We start from the raw sequence: 16697 nt of genomic DNA on the forward strand, positions 1-16697 counted from the left end.
AGCTCACCAATCCTCACGTCACGGTCACGCCTTCTTCGACACCAGCGTCAGGATGTCGTAACTGGCCACCAGCTCGTCGTGCTGGTTGGTCACCTGCACATCCCACGCCACCACGCCCTGCCCCACGCCCTTGTCGTCGGTGCGGTTCCGGTCCACCTTGCGCTTGCAGGTGAGCCGTGCGCGAATGGTGTCGCCGATGGCAACCGGTGTGATGAAGCGCAGGTTGTCGAGGCCATAGTTGGCCAGCACCGGGCCGGGCGCCGGCGAGACGAACAGCCCGGCCGCCGCCGACAGCACGAAGTAGCCGTGGGCGATGCGCTTGCCGAACTGGGTCTCCTTCGCGGCGATGTCGTCGAAGTGCATGTAGAAGTAGTCGCCCGAGACGCCGCCGAAATTGACGATGTCGGCTTCGCTGACGGTGCGGCGGTGCGTCAGCAGCGAGTCGCCCACCTGCAGGTCCTCGAAATGCCGGCGGAATGGATGCACCTCGGATTCGCGCACCGCGCCACCGCGCACGTATTCCCCGGTGATGGCCGACAGCATCGTCGGCGACCCCTGCACGGCCGTGCGCTGCAGGAAATGCTTGACGGCGCGGATGCCGCCCAGCTCCTCGCCGCCGCCGGCACGCCCCGGGGCGCCGTGATTCAGTTGCGGCAGCGGCGAACCGTGGCCGGTCGAATCGACCGACGCCTCGCGCTCCAGCACCAGCACGCGGCCATGGTGCGAAGCCGCCACCGGCACCGCATGGGCGGCGATCTTCGGATCCTTCGTCACCAGCGTGGACACCAGGCTGCCCTTGCCTTTCGCGGCCAGGGCCAGAGCTTCGTCGATCCCCTCGTACGTCATCAGGGTGCTGACCGGGCCGAACGCCTCCACGTCGTGCACGGCGTCGTTGTCCATCGCATTGCGGCACATCACCAGCGTGGGCGCGAAGAATGCCCCATCGTGCACGCCATCGCCGACGAGCTTCAGCTCGCCGCCGTGCAGCAGCTCGTTCCCGGCCAGCAGCCGCTCGACCTGTGCCGCCACGTCGCGCTGCTGGTCCTTCGATGCCAGCGCGCCCATGCGCACGCCATCGACCGACGGGTCGCCGACGGTGATTTTCGACAGCCGGTCGCGCAGCCGTTCGGCCACGGACTCGGCCTGCGTGCGCGGCACGATGATGCGCCGGATCGCCGTGCACTTCTGCCCCGCCTTGCCGGTCATCTCGCGCGCCACTTCCTTGACGAACAGGTCGAACTCCGGGTCATCCGGCGTCACGTCGGGCGCCAGGATCGCGCAATTGAGCGAATCGGCTTCCGCCGTGAACGGTACGGAATTGGCGATCAGGTTGCGGTTCGAGCGCAGCTTCTGCGCCGTATCGGCCGACCCGGTGAAGGTGACGGCATCGAAGCCGGTCAACCGGTCCAGCAGGTCGCCGGTACTGCCGATCACCAGTTGCAGCGCGCCGTCCGGCAGCAGGCCGGATTCATGCATCATCCGCACCAGCGCTTCCGTGAGGTAGCTGGTCGCGGTGGCCGGCTTGCCGATGCAGGGCATGGCGGCCAGGAAGCTGGGCGCGAATTTCTCCAGCAGGCCCCAGATGGGGAAATTGAAGGCGTTGATGTGCACCGCGACGCCGCCGCGCGGCACCAGGATGTGCGTGCCCGAGAAGCCGCCGCGCTTGCCCAGCGCCATCGCCGGGCCTTCGTGCAGCACGTTCGACGACGGCAGTTCGCGGCTGCCGATGCTGGCATACGCGAACAGCGTGCCGATGCCGCCCTCCACGTCGACCCAGCTGTCCGGCCGCGTGGCGCCGGTGAAGCGCGAAATCTCGTACAGCTGCTCCTTGCGTTCCATCAGGTACAGCGCCAGCGCCTTCAGGCGCGCCGCGCGCTGCTGGAAGTCCAGCGCCATCAGCGCCGGGATGCCGGTCTTGCGGCCATAGTCCAGCACTTCGCCGAAATCGATCGATTCGGCATGCGTGTGGTAGATCAGGCTGTTGTTCAGCGCGCTGTGCAGCGGCTGGTGCGCTTCCCTGCCGTGCCAGCGGCCGCCGATGAAGCTTTGCAAAGTACCCATGTCCGTCTCCTGTCAGCTTGTTTTCTTGTGTACGTGCAGCGGCACCGAACTATCCCATGCGATGCGCCGGCGGTCCGGCTCGGGCTCGGTGAATGCCTCGACCTCGCGCATGGTGTCGCGCGAACGCACCGCCAGCTCGTGGTATTGCGCGGTACCGATGTTCTTCCACGCGATTTCCTCATCCGTGACCTCGCGGACGATCCGCGCCGGCATCCCCATCGCCATGCTGCGCGGCGGGATCGCCATGTTGGCCTTCACGAAGCTCATCGCCGCCACGATGCTCTCGCTGCCGACCACCGCGTTATCCATCACGACGGCGTTCATGCCCACCAGCGCATTGCGCCCGATCCGGCAGCCGTGCAGCACGGCGCCGTGGCCGATGTGGCCGTCCGCTTCGACCACCGTGTCGCAGTTGGCGAAGCCATGCATCACGCAGCCATCCTGCACGTTCGACCCTTCTTCCAGGACGATCCGCCCGAAGTCGCCGCGCAGCGATGCCAGCGGCCCGACGTAGCAGCGCGGGCCGACGATCACGTCGCCGACCAGCACCGCGCTCGGGTGCACATAGGCCGTCGGATGCACCACCGGCCGCACGCCATTGATTTCATAGACTTTCACGACGCTGTTCACCATGGCCGCTCACACCCGTTCGATGACCAGCGCGATGCCCTGCCCCACCCCGATGCACATGGTGCACAGCGCGTAGCGGCCGCCGGTGCGCTCGAGCTGGTTGACGGCCGCGGTGACCAGCCGCGCGCCGGAAGCACCCAGCGGATGGCCGATGGCGATCGCGCCGCCGTTCGGGTTCACGTGCGGCGCGTCGTCGGCCAGGCCGAGGTCGCGTGTCACGGCCAGGCCTTGCGCCGCGAACGCTTCATTCAGTTCGATGACGTCCATCTGCCCGATCGTGAGGCCCAGCCGCGCCAGCAGCTTCTTCGATGCCGGTGCCGGCCCGAAGCCCATGATGCGCGGCGCCAGCCCGGCCACGGCCATGCCCAGCACCTTCGCGCGCGGCGTCAGGCCATATTGTTCGACCGCCTCGCGCGACGCCAGCAGCAGCGCGCCGGCACCGTCGTTGACGCCGGAGGCATTGCCGGCCGTGACGGTGCCGTCGGGCCGCACCACGCCCTTCAGCTTGGCCAGCTTGTCCAGCGTGGTGTCGGGCCGCGGATGCTCGTCCGTATCGAACACCGTCGATTCGCCCTTCTTCGAGTGCAGCGTGACCGGCACGATCTCGGCATTGAACACGCCGGCGGCATGGCCGGCGGCCCAGCGCTGCTGGCTGCGCAGCGCGAACGCATCCTGGTCGGCGCGGTTCACGCCGAATTCCTGTGCCACGTTTTCCGCCGTCTCCGGCATGCTGTCGATGCCGTGCAGTTCCTTCATCTTCGGATTGACGAAGCGCCAGCCGATCGTCGTATCCTCGATCTTCGCGGTGCGCGAGAACGCGCTGTCGGCCTTGCCCATCACGAACGGCGCGCGCGTCATGCTTTCCACGCCGCCGGCGATGACCAGGTGCGCCTCGCCCGCGCGGATCGCCCGCGCCGCGCTGCCCACGGCATCCAGGCTGGAACCGCACAGCCGGTTGATGGTGTTGCCCGGCACGTCGGGCGGCAGGCCGGCCAGCAGCGCGGCCATGCGGCCCACGTTGCGGTTGTCCTCGCCGGCCTGGTTGGCGCAGCCGAACAGCACGTCGTCGACGCTCTGCCAGTCCACGCCGGGATTGCGTTCGATCAGCGCGCGGATGGGGATGGCGGCCAGGTCGTCGGCCCGCACATTGGCGAGCGCGCCGCCGAAGCGGCCGAACGGCGTGCGGACCGCATCGATGATGTAAGCCGGGTGTTGGTCGAAATCCGTCATGGTCAGTTCCTCGGTCGTTTGTCGATCACGCGGCGCGCCTTGCCCGTCAGCGTGCGCTCGATGCCGTCGGGCGCCACCACGCTGACGCGGGTCGACACGCCGACATGGGTCTTGATGCAGTGTTCCAGCTCATTTGCCAACTGCTGGCTGAGTGCTTCGGCCTCGCCGCCGGGCGTTCCCGGGCGCAGCTCGGCCACCACATCGAGCCTGTCCAGGTGTCCGTCGCGCGTGACGACCAGCTGGTACTGCGGCGCCAGCTTCGGCATTTTCAGGATCAGTTCCTCGATCTGGGTAGGAAAGACGTTGACGCCGCGGATGATCAGCATGTCGTCCGAGCGGCCGGTGATCTTGCCCATCCGGCGCATCGCGCGGGAGGTCGGCGGCAGTAACCGCGTGAGGTCTCTCGTCCTGTAGCGGATCACCGGCATCGCTTCCTTGGTCAGCGACGTGAAGACCAGCTCGCCCTCGGCGCCGTCCGGCAGCACCTCGCCCGTTTCCGGGTCGATGATCTCCGGATAGAAATGGTCTTCCCAGATGGTCGGGCCATCCTTGCTTTCGATGCATTCGCTGGCCACCCCGGGCCCCATCACTTCCGACAGCCCGTAGATGTCCACCGCATCGATGCCGGCGCGCGCCTCGATCTCGCGGCGCATCGCATCGGTCCACGGTTCGGCGCCGAAGATGCCCACCTTCAGCGACGAAGCGGCCGGATCGATGCCCTGCTTCTGGAATTCCTCGATGATGTTCAACATGTACGACGGCGTGACCATGATGATCGACGGCCCGAAGTCGCGGATCAGCTGCACCTGCTTTTCGGTCTGCCCGCCGGACATGGGAATCACCGTGCAGCCGAGCCGCTCGGCGCCGTAGTGCGCGCCCAGGCCGCCGGTGAACAGGCCGTAGCCGTACGAGATGTGCACCATGTCCCCGGCGCGCCCGCCGGCGGCGCGGATCGAGCGGGCTACCACATCGGCCCACGTGTCGATATCGTTCTGCGTGTAGCCGACCACGGTCGCCTTGCCGGTGGTGCCGCTCGACGCATGGATGCGCACCACTTTCTCGCGCGGCACGGCGAACAGGCCGAACGGATAATTGTCGCGCAGCGTCTTCTTGTCCGTGAACGGGAACTTCGCCAGGTCGGCCAGCGAACGGAGTTCTTCCGGATGCACGCCATGCGCATCGAAGGCGGCGCGGTAGTGCGGCACGTTGTCGTACGCGTGCCGCAGGGTTTTCTTCAGGCGTTGCAGCTGCAATGCCTGCAGCTCGTCGCGGCTGGCGCGCTCGATCGGCTCCAGGTCCGCCGGCGCGGGAATAGATTGAACCATTGTCTCCTCCAGTTTGATGCCGAAACTCGTGGCTTGGACTCAGACGACCGTGCCGCCCACCCGGTGCGACTTGCCCCGGAACGTGGCGACCAGCCGGCCATCCTGGTTGACGACGTCGACGTCGTAGATGCCGGTCTTGCCGGCCAGTGCCCGCTCGACCGCTTCCGCGGTGAGCAGGTCATCGTGGCGCCCCGGCGCCAGGTAATCGATGGTGCAGCCGGCCCCCACGGTGTTGTGGTTATGGCTGTTGCAGGCAAAGGCGAACGCGCTGTCCGCCAGGGCGAAGATGAAGCCGCCGTGGCAGGTGCGGTGCCCGTTCAGCATGTCGGCGCGCACGCGCATCGACATGCGTGCATAGCCGGGGCGGATCTCGTCGAGCGTCATGCCCAGGCCCTGGCTGGCGGGATCGCGGTCGAACATCGCCGCGCCGGCCGCTTCGGCAAGCGCTTGCGCCTCCAGCCCGGCTGGCAGGGAGGATGAATCATTCGGCATGGATCGCCTTCCTGCCGGCCTGGCGGCGGCGCAGCAGCGGCGACACGCGGTAGCGGTCTTCCCCATACGTGGCGGCCAGGTTGTCGAGCACCGTGACGATGTGGCCGACACCCACCTCATCCGCCCAGGCCAATGGCCCGCGCGGGTAGTTGACGCCCTTCTGCATCGCCATGTCCACGGCGCGCGCGCTGCACACGCCCTGGTGGACGGTATCGGCCGCTTCGTTGGCCAGCATCGCCACCGTGCGCATCACGGCCAGCCCGGGCACGTCGTCCAGTCGGGTCACGGCGAAGCCGGCGGCCTGGAACAGCGCCACGGCGGATTGGTAGGCTGCCTCGCCGCACTGGTCGGCGCGCGCCACGGCGATGCGGGGGGCATTGGCGGCATCCAGCACGAGATCGAAGACCACCGTGTCGTCATGCCGGTTGGCGCGGGCCCGGGCGGTGGCGCTGCGGCCATCCGTCAGGTAGATCGCCGCGCCGTTGCAGTGGAAGGCCGGCGCCTCGCCATGCTGGTGCCCTTCCATGGACGTGCGGCGGGTGACGTGCAGGCCATGCGCCTCGAAGCGCGCCAGCATCGGCGCCGTCTGCTCGCCGCCGGCGCCCGCTTCCAGGCTGTAGCCCACGTATTCCGGCCGCGGGCAAAGCGGCTCGCTTTTCGGCTGCGGCGGCACGGCGTTGTCGCCATAGCGGTAGAAGCCGCGGCCCGACTTGCGGCCAAGGAAACCGGCATCGACCATTTCGCGCTGCAGCACGGAAGGCGTGAAGCGCGGGTCGCCATAGTACGCGTCGAAGACGGACTTCGTGACGGCATAGTTGACGTCGTGGCCGATCAGGTCCATCAGTTCGAAAGGCCCCATGCGGAAGCCGCCCGCCTCGCGCATCACCGCGTCCAGCGTGGCCGTGTCGGCGGCGCCTTCGTTCAGCAGGCGCCACGCTTCGGCATAGTAGGGCCGCGCCACGCGGTTGACGATGAAGCCGGGCGTGGAGCGCGCATGCACCGGGCTCTTGCCCCATGCGGCGGCGGTATCGTGCACCGCCTGCGCCACCGCGCGGTCGGTGGCGAGGCCGCTGACGACTTCGACCAGCGCCATCAGCGGCACCGGATTGAAGAAATGCATGCCCACCAGGCGCTCCGGCCGGCGCAGCGGCGCGCCCAGCGCGGTCACCGAGATCGACGACGTATTGGTGGCCAGGATCGCCTCGTCGGCAACGATGCCTTCCAGCTCGGCGAACAGTGCGCGCTTGGCGTCGAGCTGCTCGACGATCGCCTCGATCACGAGCGCGGCATCGGCCAGGTCCCGCAGCGAGCTCGCCGCCTGCAGCCGGCCGCGCGCGGCTTCCGCTTCGGCGGCGCTCATCCTGCCTTTCGCGGCCAGCTTGCCGAACGTGCCGGCGATGTCGTCGATGGCCCGGTTCACGGCCTCGGGGCGGGCGTCGTACAGCTTCACGGTGTGCCCGGCGGCGGCGGCCACCTGGGCGATGCCGGCGCCCATGGCGCCGCTGCCGACGACGGCAACGATGGAATCGGTGGTGAGCGCGGCCATCATTCCCCCGTGAAGTGCGGCGTGCGCTTGGCCACGAAGGCATCGACGCCTTCGCGGTAGTCGTGGCTGTTGCCCAGCTCGCGCATCATGTCGGTTTCCAGCTTCAGCTGGGCGTGCAGGCCGTTGCAGGCGCTGAGCTGCATGGCCCGTTTCGTGAACGCCAGGCCCTTGGTGGGGGCGCAGGCGAAATGCTGGGCCATGGCGATCGCCTCGGCCATCAGCGCATCGTCCGGCAGCGCCTTCCAGATCAGGCCCCACTCCTCGGCACGGTCGGCACTGAGCTTGTCACCCAGCATGGCCAGGCCCATCGCGCGCGCCGGTCCGACCAGCCGCGGCAGGTGCCAGGTGCCGCCCGTGTCGGGGATCAGCCCCAGCTTGCAGAACGACTGGATGAACGATGCCGATTTCGCCGCCAGCACGATGTCGCAGGCCAGCGCCAGGTTGGCGCCGGCTCCGGCCGCCACGCCGTTGACGGCGCAGATCACCGGCATCGGCAACTCCTTGATCGCCATGACCAGCGGCGCATAGTATTTTTCCACCGATTCGCCCAGGTCGACGGGTTCGCCGCCGGGCGACACGGCGCGGTCCGACAGGTCCTGGCCGGCGCAGAAACCGCGGCCGGCGCCGGTCAGCACCAGCACGCGCACGCTCTTGTCGGCGCGGATCCGCTCGAAGGCATCGCGCACCTCGAGGTGCATCGCCTGGGTAAAGCTGTTCAGTTTGTCGGGGCGATTCAGGGTCAGCGTGGCGACGCCGGCCTCGATGCCGAACAGGATGTTCTGGTAAGTCATTGCTTGTCTCCTTTTTAACCCAGGGGCAGATGCTGGGGTCGGATCCGTCGGGGTGGAGCAGGGGTTTCGCGGAGCACGCTCTGCGCCTGCGTAACGGTGCTGGCATGCATGCCAGCACTCGCTCCTGACCCCGGCTCTTGGTCTTGGGTTGTGGTTCGGGTTGCGGGCTCGCTTACTCGGCCTGGTCGAAATCGATCACCACCCGGTCCGTGGCCGGGAAGCTCTGGCAGCTCAGCACGAAGCCGCGCGCGATCTCGTAGTCTTCCAGCGCATAGTTGACATCCATGTCCACCTTGCCGTCGACGACCTTGCAGCGGCAGGTGGAACAGACGCCGCCCTTGCATGAATAGCGCATTTCCAGCCCGGCGCGCAGGCCGGCGTCGAGGATCGATTCCTTGTCCTTCTCCATCGTGAACGTGGCGGCATTGCCGTCCTGGATCACGGTGACTTCGGTCAGGTGCTGGGCCGCCTGGGCGTCCAGCTGGGCGCGCGGCACGTGCCGGTGCTTCGGGATCGATGCGGCGAACAGTTCGATCTTGATGGCCGATTTCGGCATGCCCGCTTCCTGCAGCGCTTCGGAAACGCCGTGGAGCATGTCTTCCGGGCCGCACAGGAAGGCCGCGTCGTAGTCGGCGATGTCGATCCACTGCCGCAGGAACTGCTGGGTCTTTTCCTTCGTGATGCGGCCGTTGAACAGTTCGATATCCTGCTGCTCGCGGCTCATCACGTAGACGATGTTCAGGCGTTCCAGGTACAGGTCCTTCAGTTCCATCAGCTCGTTCCTGAAGATCACCGACGACGACGAACGGTTGCCGTAGACCAGCGTGAAACGGCTGCGCGGCTCCGTCATCAGGGTGGTCTTGAGGATCGACAGGACCGGCGTGATGCCGCTGCCGGCGGCGAACGCCAGGTAATGCCGCTCGCTGTCGGCCTGCAGCGGCACGTTGAAGTGGCCCATCGGCGGCATGACGTCGATGACGGCGCCAGGCTTGATCGATTCGTTGGCCCAGCAGGAAAACATGCCGCCGGGCGTGCGCTTGATGGCCACGCGCAGCGCGCCGTCCTGCACGGCCGAGCAGATCGAGTAGGAGCGGCGCACGTCTTCGTCGCCGATCCTGGCGCGCAGGGTCAGGTGCTGGCCCTGCTGGTAGCGGAAGTCGCCGGCCAGTTCGGGCGGCACGGCAAACGTGACGGCGATGCAGTCGCGCGTTTCCTGGTGCACGCGGGCGACGGTCAGCGGGTGGAATTTGCTCATCTGTTTTACCCCGGTCAATGGCACTTGAAGTAGTCGAACGGTTCATGGCACGCGCGGCACCGGTACAGCGCCTTGCAGGGCGTAGAACCGAACTGGCTCGTGAGTTCGGTATGCGTGGAACCGCAATGGGGGCATGCGATTGCCGGCGCGGTGACCGCCCGCCGTGATACCGCGGCGGCCAGGCCGCCACGCAGGTTGGAAATGTCGATCACCTGCTGCGCCGGCGGGGCGATGCCATAGCCATGCAGCTTGCGCTTGCCTTCCTCGCTGAGCCAGTCCGTAGTCCACGCCGGCGACAGGCGCGTAACGATGCGGACATCGTCGACGCCGCGCGCGTGCAGCGCTTCGCGCACCGCTGCCTCGATCACGTGAGTGGCCGGGCAACCGGAATACGTCGGCGTAAGGGTGACAGCGACAGCGTCATCATTGACTTCGACGGCGCGCACGATGCCGAGATCGACGATCGAGATCACGGGGATCTCGGGGTCGGCGACATCGGCAAGCCACGTCCATACGGTGGCTTCATCGAACGAGGTGGCAATCATGGTGTTCACCGCGTTTCTACCATTGTGCGCCGGGATAGGCGCGCTGGAGGAATTGCATCTCGGCCAGCAGGTAGCCCAGGTGCTCGCTGTGCCGCCCCGTCTTGCCGCCCTTCTGCATCCACGCATCCGGCGACGGCATCGCCAGCGTGGCCTCGGCGAAGATGGCACCCACGTGGGCCAGCCATTGCTCGCGCAGCCCGGCGGCGGGCGGCGCGATGCCGGCGGCCACCATCTGTTCGTCCACGGCGTCGTAGTTGAACATCTCGCCGGTGTACATCCACAGCTCGTCCGCGGCGGTCTGCGTATATTCATGGCTGAGCGCCGTGCCGTCGCCGAGACGCACCACCAGGTCGCCGCTGCGCCGCAGGTGGTAGGTGATTTCCTTCAGCGATTTCTCGGCGATTTCAGCGATGCGCGGGTCCGACGACTGCACCAGCGCGCCGACCAGGAAGTAGTGCCACGTATCGAAATAGAACTGGCGCACCAGGGTGTGCGCGTAATTGCCGTTCGGCTGTTCGACCAGCAGCACGTTGTGGAACTCGTGTGCATCGCGCAGGTAGGCCAGCGCATCCTCGTCGCGGCCGCGGCCTTCGAGTTCGCCTGCATAAGTGAACCACAGGCGGGCCTGGCCCAGCAGGTCGAGCGCCACGTTGGTGAGCGCCATGTCTTCTTCCAGTGCCGGGCCCTTGCCGCACAGTTCGGACAGGCGCTGGCTCAGCACCAGGGCGTTGTCGCCCAGGCGCAGAAGGTATTGGACCAGATGAGGTACTTTCGCGTCCATGGCGTGCCTTACAGGTTCTTCACTTCTTCCGGCATCGGGAAGAAGGTGGGGTGGCGGTATACCTTGCTGTTGGCGGGCTCGAACAGCGCGCCCTTGTCGAACGGGCTGCTGGCGACGATGTCCGCCGCGCGCACCACCCAGATCGACACGCCTTCGTTGCGCCGCGTGTACACGTCGCGGGCATTGTTGACGGCCATTTCCGCATCCGGCGCGTGCAGGCTGCCCACGTGCTTGTGGGCCAGGCCGTGCTGGCTGCGGATGAATACTTCCCACAGGGGCCATTCCTTGCTCATGCTTGTCTCCGTGTTGTGTGATTGCCAGGCCGCTGCCTGAGCAGCTTCCCCAGGCCGCTGCCCTAGGCTGCCGCCTTGTCCTGAGCGTGCTTTTCCGCGTGCGCCACCAGCGCATCGCGGAACCACTGGCCGTCGTCCCAGGCTTTCACGCGGGTGCGCAGGCGCTCGCGATTGCACGGGCCATTGCCTTTCAATACCTCGTGGAATTCCTGCCAGTCGATCTCGCCGAAATCGTAGTGGCCGCGCTCCTCGTTCCATTTCAGGTCGGGATCGGGAATCGTCAGCCCGAGGAATTCGGCTTGCGGCACGGTCTGGTCGACCATGCGCTGGCGCAGTTCGTCGTTGGAGAACAGCTTGATGCGCCATTGGGAAGATTGCGCGCTGTTGACGGAGTTCGCATCCGACGGGCCGAACATCATCAGCGACGGCCACCACCAGCGGTTCAGCGCATCCTGCGCCATCGCCTTCTGCTCGGGCGTGCCGCGGCACAGGGCCAGCATGATGTCGTAGCCCTGGCGGGCATGGAACGACTCTTCCTTGCAGACGCGGATCATGGCCCGCGAATACGGCCCGTACGAGCAGCGGCACAGCGGGATCTGGTTGATGATCGCGGAACCGTCGACGAGCCAGCCGATGGCGCCCATGTCGGCCCACGACAGCGTGGGGTAGTTGAAGATGCTTGAATACTTGGCCTTGCCCGAGTGCAGGGCCTGCAGCAGTTCGTCGCGCGAGACGCCCAGCGTTTCGGCCGCGCTGTACAGGTACAGGCCATGGCCCGCTTCATCCTGGATCTTGGCCAGCAGGATCGACTTGCGCTTCAGCGTGGGCGCGCGGGTGACCCAGTTCCCTTCCGGCAACTGGCCGACGATTTCCGAGTGGGCGTGCTGGGAAATTTGCCGGATCAGCGTCTTGCGGTAGGCCTCCGGCATCCAGTCCTTCGGCTCGATCTTGATGCCGTCGTCGATGCGCGCCTGGAAGGCACGCTCCTGTTCACTCATGGACTCGGCTGTCTGTACGTTCTTCAGCCCGGTCTCCACCATCTGTGCATACATGGTTGTCTCCTCCTGTTGCATCGCTCACAGTCATAATACGATACACAATTTTATTTGCAAGATGTTTTTGTGTGTCATATTGATTTTCCGTATCTTGTTCGGCTGCGTACAATGGCGGCATGAACAATGATTCGACCAATGCGGACCTGGACAAGTGGATCGACCGCTTCCTGGCCGAGGAGCCGCCCCGCTCGAAATCGCTGGTGATGACGGTGTTCGGCGACGCGATTGTGCCGCACGGCGGCCTGGCGTGGCTGGGCAGCCTGATCGACTTGCTGGCGCCGTTCGGCGTGAACGACCGGCTGCTGCGCACTTCCGTATTCCGGCTGGCGCAGGAAGGCTGGCTGGTCTCACAGCGCGACGGGCGGCGCAGCCACTACACGATCACGCCAGAGGCGGCGCAGCGCTTCGCGCGCGCCTTTAGGCGCGTGTACGCGGCACCGAACGTGCACTGGCATGGCAGCTGGACCTTCGTGCTGGGCACCAATGGGCTCACCACAGCCGAGCGCGCGGCGCTGCGCAAGGAATTGCTGTGGGAGGGCTACAGCGTGGTGGCGCCGGGCATCGCGGGCCACCCGGCTGGTGACGCCGAAGCGCTGGACGACCTGCTGGGCCGGCTCGACATGCGCGGCAAGGTGTATGTGGTGCAGGCCGCGCAGCTGCCCGGCGTGCAGGGCAAACCGCTGGCGGACCTGATTGCCGAGGGCTGGGACCTGCGGCAGGTGGCGGCCGGCTACCAGCGCTTCATCGACCAGTTCGCGCCGCTGCGCGCGATGCTGTCCGGCGACGTCACGCCCGAGCGGGCCTTCGTCGTGCGTACGCTGCTGATCCATGCGTACCGGCGCGTGCAGCTGCACGATCCGCAGCTGCCGGTGGAACTGTTGCCCGAGCCGTGGCCGGGCGCCGCCGCGTATGAACTGGCGCGCGAGCTGTATCTCCTGACCCATGTTCCCGCCGGCGAACATGTGCTGGAGGCGTTGCGGCGCGAGCAGCCGGATGTGGCCGACGCGGGGCCGGTGTTTTTCGAGCGGTTCGGCGGCTTGCGCGGGCCGGACTAGGCGCGCGGCCAGGAGAGCGGCCGCTCGCCAAAGGTCCCCACGTGGCGCCGGTCAACCGGCGGTACTGACGACATTGCCGTCGGGGTCGCGGAGCGAAGTCTTCTGGACGATCCACGACACGGTCGGCAAGTGGTCCAGCTGGTAACGCCCTTCCTGGGGACGCAGGATGCTGGCAAACTCCTGTGAGCACGCGGGTGTCATGGTGATCGTCACGCTGTCGTTGTCCACGGTGACGCTGCATGCTTCGCCCGGCTCGAACTGCAGGTGCCAGTCGCGGCCTGCAAGCACGAAGGGCCGTTCGAATGGAATCCGCAGCGGCAGCAGCGCGCGCAGTTCGTCTACCTGGCGCGCACCGAACGTTATTTCGGTCAGTGTCGCGCGCAAGAGGCGCTTTTGCTGCACGACGTCCAGCACGTCCGTGTACAAGGCGCCGCACCCGGAACCGTCGCGCTTTAACCCGGCCTCGACTTCGGCGGCCAGGGACGGAACGTCCAGCAGCGAGCCGCGTTCCAGGTCCGTGATCCATAGCGGCATATGGGGCAGGAAGGTATCGAGCAGATACTGCGGCGACCACTGCTTGGCCGCATACTCTTCTTCCTGGGTGAGGCCAACCACCTGGATGAATTCAAGGCGTCCATTCGGGGTCTCGATGGCAGGCAGCTCGGGATCGTTCGCCATTGCCATGGAGCAGATCCGGGTGGCGGTGTCGAGGGCGATCGGACCATTGGCCGTCATCCATTCGCCCGGCCTGAAGACGTTTCCGGTATTGAAGACATAGCGCGCCAGATTCTGCAGCAGCGAAAACACCCACCTCGGCGCTTCGGTGGCACCTTCCGCGGCTCGCAAGCGGAACGTCAGCTCGAAACCGTAGCCGCTCACCTCTTCGTCTTCTTCCTCCTTGTCATACAGTTCCGAGAAGCCGTATGTCACGTAATGCCAATGCGGCACTGGGTGCGCGCGGTAATAAGCACTAATGCCGTCCAGCGGGTCTGGCCCGCCCAGCCGGTAGCCGATGAGCGTGCCCATATGCTGGGGCTTCTGGTCGCCATACAGTGGCGCGAGGGCGGCTTCGATGGCGTCCCAGCCGGCCGTGTTGACGTCGTCCTCGGAGTCGGTCGGATAGTCGTTCATGAGCGCTTTGGGTGATCGTGATGGAAGCCAACGCCTGCCCGGATTCGGGCCGCCGGGGTTTGCGCATCGGCATGCGGGCGGAAGGGATCGATTTTTGCTGGTATAGGCTTGCTCAATTTGCGGACCCGGTTGCAGAACAAGGAAGAAACGCTTCCGGCCGAACGCTGGGCGGAGCCATACGTTCTTGCAAAAAGCGACATCGCTTTGCGCACGATAAGAGGACTTCTACAATTTCGCAAACTCAAGGATTTCTTGCCCCATCAACAAGCAGTCAGGTTTTATCCTGGCGAAGATCAGATGCATACGGTACCGCCCCTTATAAACATGGCCCCATACTTCCAGAACATCAAAAATTTGATTTTTGTTGGCGGGGTTCCTGATAGGCGCAAGGACTTTTATTTTTTCATCTACCCCGATACGATCGTCTGGTCCAACATGAAACTCCAGAAGACGTTCTGCTTGCTTTGTTGCGGCAGCTGCGCATGGATGAACAGGTGCGGCATATGAGCTCTCCAGTAAAAGTATCAAAGGCAGCAACAGTAAATTCTTCATTTTTTTCTCAAAGGGACAGGATTTGGGTTGAAGGAGTGGCCGTTCGCTCCTGACCATGCTCGGCCGTCCAATGTACGGCAGCTTTCGCCGATTGAATCCGCCCCCTCAAGCGCACGAAACAAGGGTGTTCGGAAGACGGTGTGACATCACTCTTTCCGGTGGAAGTCCATGATCCAGTTGGTCTCCCAGGTCTTGCCATCATCCGTGGAAAATGCCTGGTCCCAGCGCAGTTCGTCCGGCCCGATGCGGCGCCAGATGAATCGGACAGTGACCGGAATGTTTCCGTGAAAATCGTTGGCGAGAAATGTACCGACGCCATCCTTGAACCCGCCGACGACAGGCACGTCGAGCCGGCCGGGGAAACGCCCGTCGAGCCACCAGATCGACCATTGTTTCGTGGCCGCGTCGTAGGAGCGCAGCGCGATGGCGCGCACTTCCTGGTCGGGGAAGCGCAGGATGTTGTCCTCGACGTTGCCGAACCCGCCCAGGATCTTGCGGGTGGACATGGCCCCGTCGAACTCGAGCCATTCCTCGCAGTGGGCCAGGCGCTCCTTGAGGCGCCGATGCCTGACATGCCAGTCGCCGATGACGAAATCGAAATCGGCCGGTGCGCCAGCCAGTAGTTCAAGTGCCATGGTGTTCCCAGAATCGTGACGGTTGAGAAGGGTCGCATGGCAGACCGCGGGACCGCAACTATGGCGCAGTATCATTGGTGGCAAATTAACAACAAGACATACCGTTGTCATATTTTCACCGGGAACGAAAAGTAGAATGGCGGAACCTTCGCCCGGTGCGCTTGCCCGGCCCGTTCCTGCTCTTTCCAAAGAAGAATTCGATGCGTTTCGCGTTTACTGCACTGCTCGCAGCAACCCTTTTCTCCACCTGCGCCGCCGCGACCGGCGTGGATATCCTCCCCACCGCCAAGCCGGTGAACGCCCGCGTGATGCAGCTGGGCGTCACGAGGCAGATTGCCGGGATCACCGACCGCTTCAGCGCCGCGGTGGCAAGGCAGCCGGAATGGTTCGTCGCCTATGTCAAGGAACACCAGAATGCCAAGGGCGCGATCCCGTACCACGCGAACATGGGCATCAGCCGGGATGAATACCGGAAAATGGTCGAATCATCGACATCGATGAAGCTGATGCAGACGGGTACGGTGAAGCTGTCCGTCACCAGGCAAGCCGATGGTGGCCTTCGCGTGCAGACCGCGCCGCCCATGCCGGGCCTGGATGGCATCGTCATCGAGCCTGGCGGCCAGGGTGTGAAGACGCGCTATGCCCGGCTGGCCGAGCCGAGCCAGGTCGATAACCGCAATGCCAATGGCCCTACCGGGCGCTGGAGCGGAACGCAATGGGAGCATAAAGCCCGGACGGACACCCATTCTCTCGCCGTCACGCTGGCACTCGGCAAGAGGCCCGAGCATGGCGACGGCATCCTCTACCTCGACGTGCGGGATGTCGGCGAAGGCAAGAAGGACATCTTCTACGAGATCCTGCTGTTTCCGGTCGGGCGGTAGCCGGCCGGCAGAGGGACTCAGCCCACCGGTATCACGAACGCCCTGAGCTCGGCCAGCTTGCCATCGCGCAGGCGCCACACGTCGCAGTAGGCGTTCCGCACCGTTTTGCCCGCCTCGTCCCGGCTGTCGATATCGCCGATCGCCACCACCAGGTCGCCATCGGCCACCAGTTCGCGCACGGTGAACGCCGGCGGCTGCACATATTCCTTCGCCATCCAGGCGCGCACCGCCGCCTTGCCGTGCAGCGTTTCGGCGCCCACCGTGGACCAGACGACATCGTCCACGCAGTGGGACAGGAAGCCTTCGTTGTCGCCGGCCTTCACCGCCGCATTCGCCTGTTGCAGCACACGCTTGTTCGCATCGGACATTGGCACCCTCCTCGTGGTCGTTTGTGCGAATCTATCACGCCTGGCGAGCGCCAAGGGATGCGGGAGCGTTG

General features: G+C 65.6%; 18 protein-coding genes. 2 read left to right on the plus strand and 16 right to left on the minus strand.

Annotated elements, in window-relative coordinates; genetic code table 11:
* Positions 1-24 precede the first annotated feature (24 nt).
* The 12 genes from paaZ to paaA form a co-directional block, all read right to left on the minus strand.
* Positions 25-2061: a phenylacetic acid degradation bifunctional protein PaaZ gene (gene paaZ / locus OU994_RS29245; protein ID WP_281608749.1), complete on the minus strand. Its 2037-nt coding sequence runs from the start codon at positions 2059-2061 to the stop codon at positions 25-27.
* A gap of 12 nt (positions 2062-2073) precedes the next feature.
* A complete protein-coding gene (locus tag OU994_RS29250) occupies positions 2074-2694 on the minus strand; it encodes a phenylacetic acid degradation protein PaaY (protein ID WP_281608750.1) in 621 nt (206 codons plus the stop codon).
* Positions 2695-2700: 6 nt separating this feature from the next.
* Complete coding sequence (gene pcaF / locus OU994_RS29255) at positions 2701-3921, minus strand: 3-oxoadipyl-CoA thiolase (protein ID WP_281608751.1); 1221 nt, start codon at positions 3919-3921, stop codon at positions 2701-2703.
* Positions 3922-3923: 2 nt separating this feature from the next.
* Entirely contained in the window at positions 3924-5246 is a 1323-nt protein-coding gene (gene paaK / locus OU994_RS29260) for a phenylacetate--CoA ligase PaaK (RefSeq protein ID WP_281608752.1), read from the minus strand.
* Positions 5247-5285: 39 nt separating this feature from the next.
* A complete protein-coding gene (paaI, locus tag OU994_RS29265; protein ID WP_131143870.1) occupies positions 5286-5738 on the minus strand; it encodes a hydroxyphenylacetyl-CoA thioesterase PaaI in 453 nt (150 codons plus the stop codon).
* On the minus strand, positions 5728-7284 hold the full coding sequence (paaH, locus tag OU994_RS29270) for a 3-hydroxyacyl-CoA dehydrogenase PaaH (RefSeq protein WP_281611751.1): 1557 nt from the start codon (positions 7282-7284) through the stop codon (positions 5728-5730). The genes paaI and paaH overlap by 11 nt, the downstream gene beginning before the upstream one ends.
* A complete protein-coding gene (gene paaG / locus OU994_RS29275) occupies positions 7284-8075 on the minus strand; it encodes a 2-(1,2-epoxy-1,2-dihydrophenyl)acetyl-CoA isomerase PaaG (RefSeq protein ID WP_281608753.1) in 792 nt (263 codons plus the stop codon). Before paaG ends, paaH begins: the two co-directional genes overlap by 1 nt.
* Before the next feature lie 172 nt (positions 8076-8247).
* Complete coding sequence (gene paaE, locus OU994_RS29280) at positions 8248-9330, minus strand: 1,2-phenylacetyl-CoA epoxidase subunit PaaE (RefSeq protein ID WP_281608754.1); 1083 nt, start codon at positions 9328-9330, stop codon at positions 8248-8250.
* A gap of 14 nt (positions 9331-9344) precedes the next feature.
* Positions 9345-9875, minus strand: a complete 531-nt coding sequence (gene paaD, locus OU994_RS29285) for a 1,2-phenylacetyl-CoA epoxidase subunit PaaD (RefSeq protein ID WP_281611752.1) — start codon at positions 9873-9875, stop codon at positions 9345-9347.
* Positions 9876-9891: 16 nt separating this feature from the next.
* Positions 9892-10656, minus strand: coding sequence for a 1,2-phenylacetyl-CoA epoxidase subunit PaaC (gene paaC / locus OU994_RS29290; protein WP_281608755.1), 765 nt, complete (start codon positions 10654-10656; stop codon positions 9892-9894).
* An 8-nt stretch (positions 10657-10664) separates the two neighbouring features.
* Positions 10665-10949, minus strand: coding sequence for a 1,2-phenylacetyl-CoA epoxidase subunit PaaB (gene paaB / locus OU994_RS29295; protein WP_131143865.1), 285 nt, complete (start codon positions 10947-10949; stop codon positions 10665-10667).
* Positions 10950-11011: 62 nt separating this feature from the next.
* Positions 11012-12001: a 1,2-phenylacetyl-CoA epoxidase subunit PaaA gene (gene paaA, locus OU994_RS29300; protein WP_281608756.1), complete on the minus strand. Its 990-nt coding sequence runs from the start codon at positions 11999-12001 to the stop codon at positions 11012-11014.
* A 119-nt stretch (positions 12002-12120) separates the two neighbouring features.
* Here paaA and paaX point away from each other — a divergent pair, with 119 nt between their 5' ends.
* Positions 12121-13059, plus strand: a complete 939-nt coding sequence (gene paaX, locus OU994_RS29305) for a phenylacetic acid degradation operon negative regulatory protein PaaX (RefSeq protein WP_281608757.1) — start codon at positions 12121-12123, stop codon at positions 13057-13059.
* A 51-nt stretch (positions 13060-13110) separates the two neighbouring features.
* Here the strand turns inward: paaX and OU994_RS29310 are convergent, their stop codons facing one another.
* From OU994_RS29310 to OU994_RS29320, 3 genes are all read right to left on the minus strand, one after another.
* Positions 13111-14190, minus strand: coding sequence for a suppressor of fused domain protein (locus OU994_RS29310; RefSeq protein ID WP_281608758.1), 1080 nt, complete (start codon positions 14188-14190; stop codon positions 13111-13113).
* A gap of 225 nt (positions 14191-14415) precedes the next feature.
* Positions 14416-14742 carry a hypothetical protein gene (locus OU994_RS29315; protein WP_281608759.1) on the minus strand — a complete coding sequence of 109 codons (327 nt, stop codon included), beginning with the start codon at positions 14740-14742 and terminating at the stop codon, positions 14416-14418.
* 146 nt (positions 14743-14888) lie between these two features.
* Complete coding sequence (locus tag OU994_RS29320; protein ID WP_281608760.1) at positions 14889-15377, minus strand: DUF1579 domain-containing protein; 489 nt, start codon at positions 15375-15377, stop codon at positions 14889-14891.
* 200 nt (positions 15378-15577) lie between these two features.
* Between OU994_RS29320 and OU994_RS29325 the strand changes: the two genes are divergently transcribed.
* On the plus strand, positions 15578-16258 hold the full coding sequence (locus tag OU994_RS29325) for a hypothetical protein (protein WP_281608761.1): 681 nt from the start codon (positions 15578-15580) through the stop codon (positions 16256-16258).
* A gap of 17 nt (positions 16259-16275) precedes the next feature.
* Here OU994_RS29325 and OU994_RS29330 read toward each other — a convergent pair whose 3' ends face one another.
* Complete coding sequence (locus tag OU994_RS29330; RefSeq protein ID WP_281608762.1) at positions 16276-16626, minus strand: nuclear transport factor 2 family protein; 351 nt, start codon at positions 16624-16626, stop codon at positions 16276-16278.
* Between the last annotated feature and the right edge of the window lie 71 nt (positions 16627-16697).

The sequence above is a fragment of the Pseudoduganella sp. SL102 genome (assembly GCF_027856995.1).
In the GTDB taxonomy this organism is placed as follows: domain Bacteria; phylum Pseudomonadota; class Gammaproteobacteria; order Burkholderiales; family Burkholderiaceae_D; genus Rugamonas; species Rugamonas albidiflava.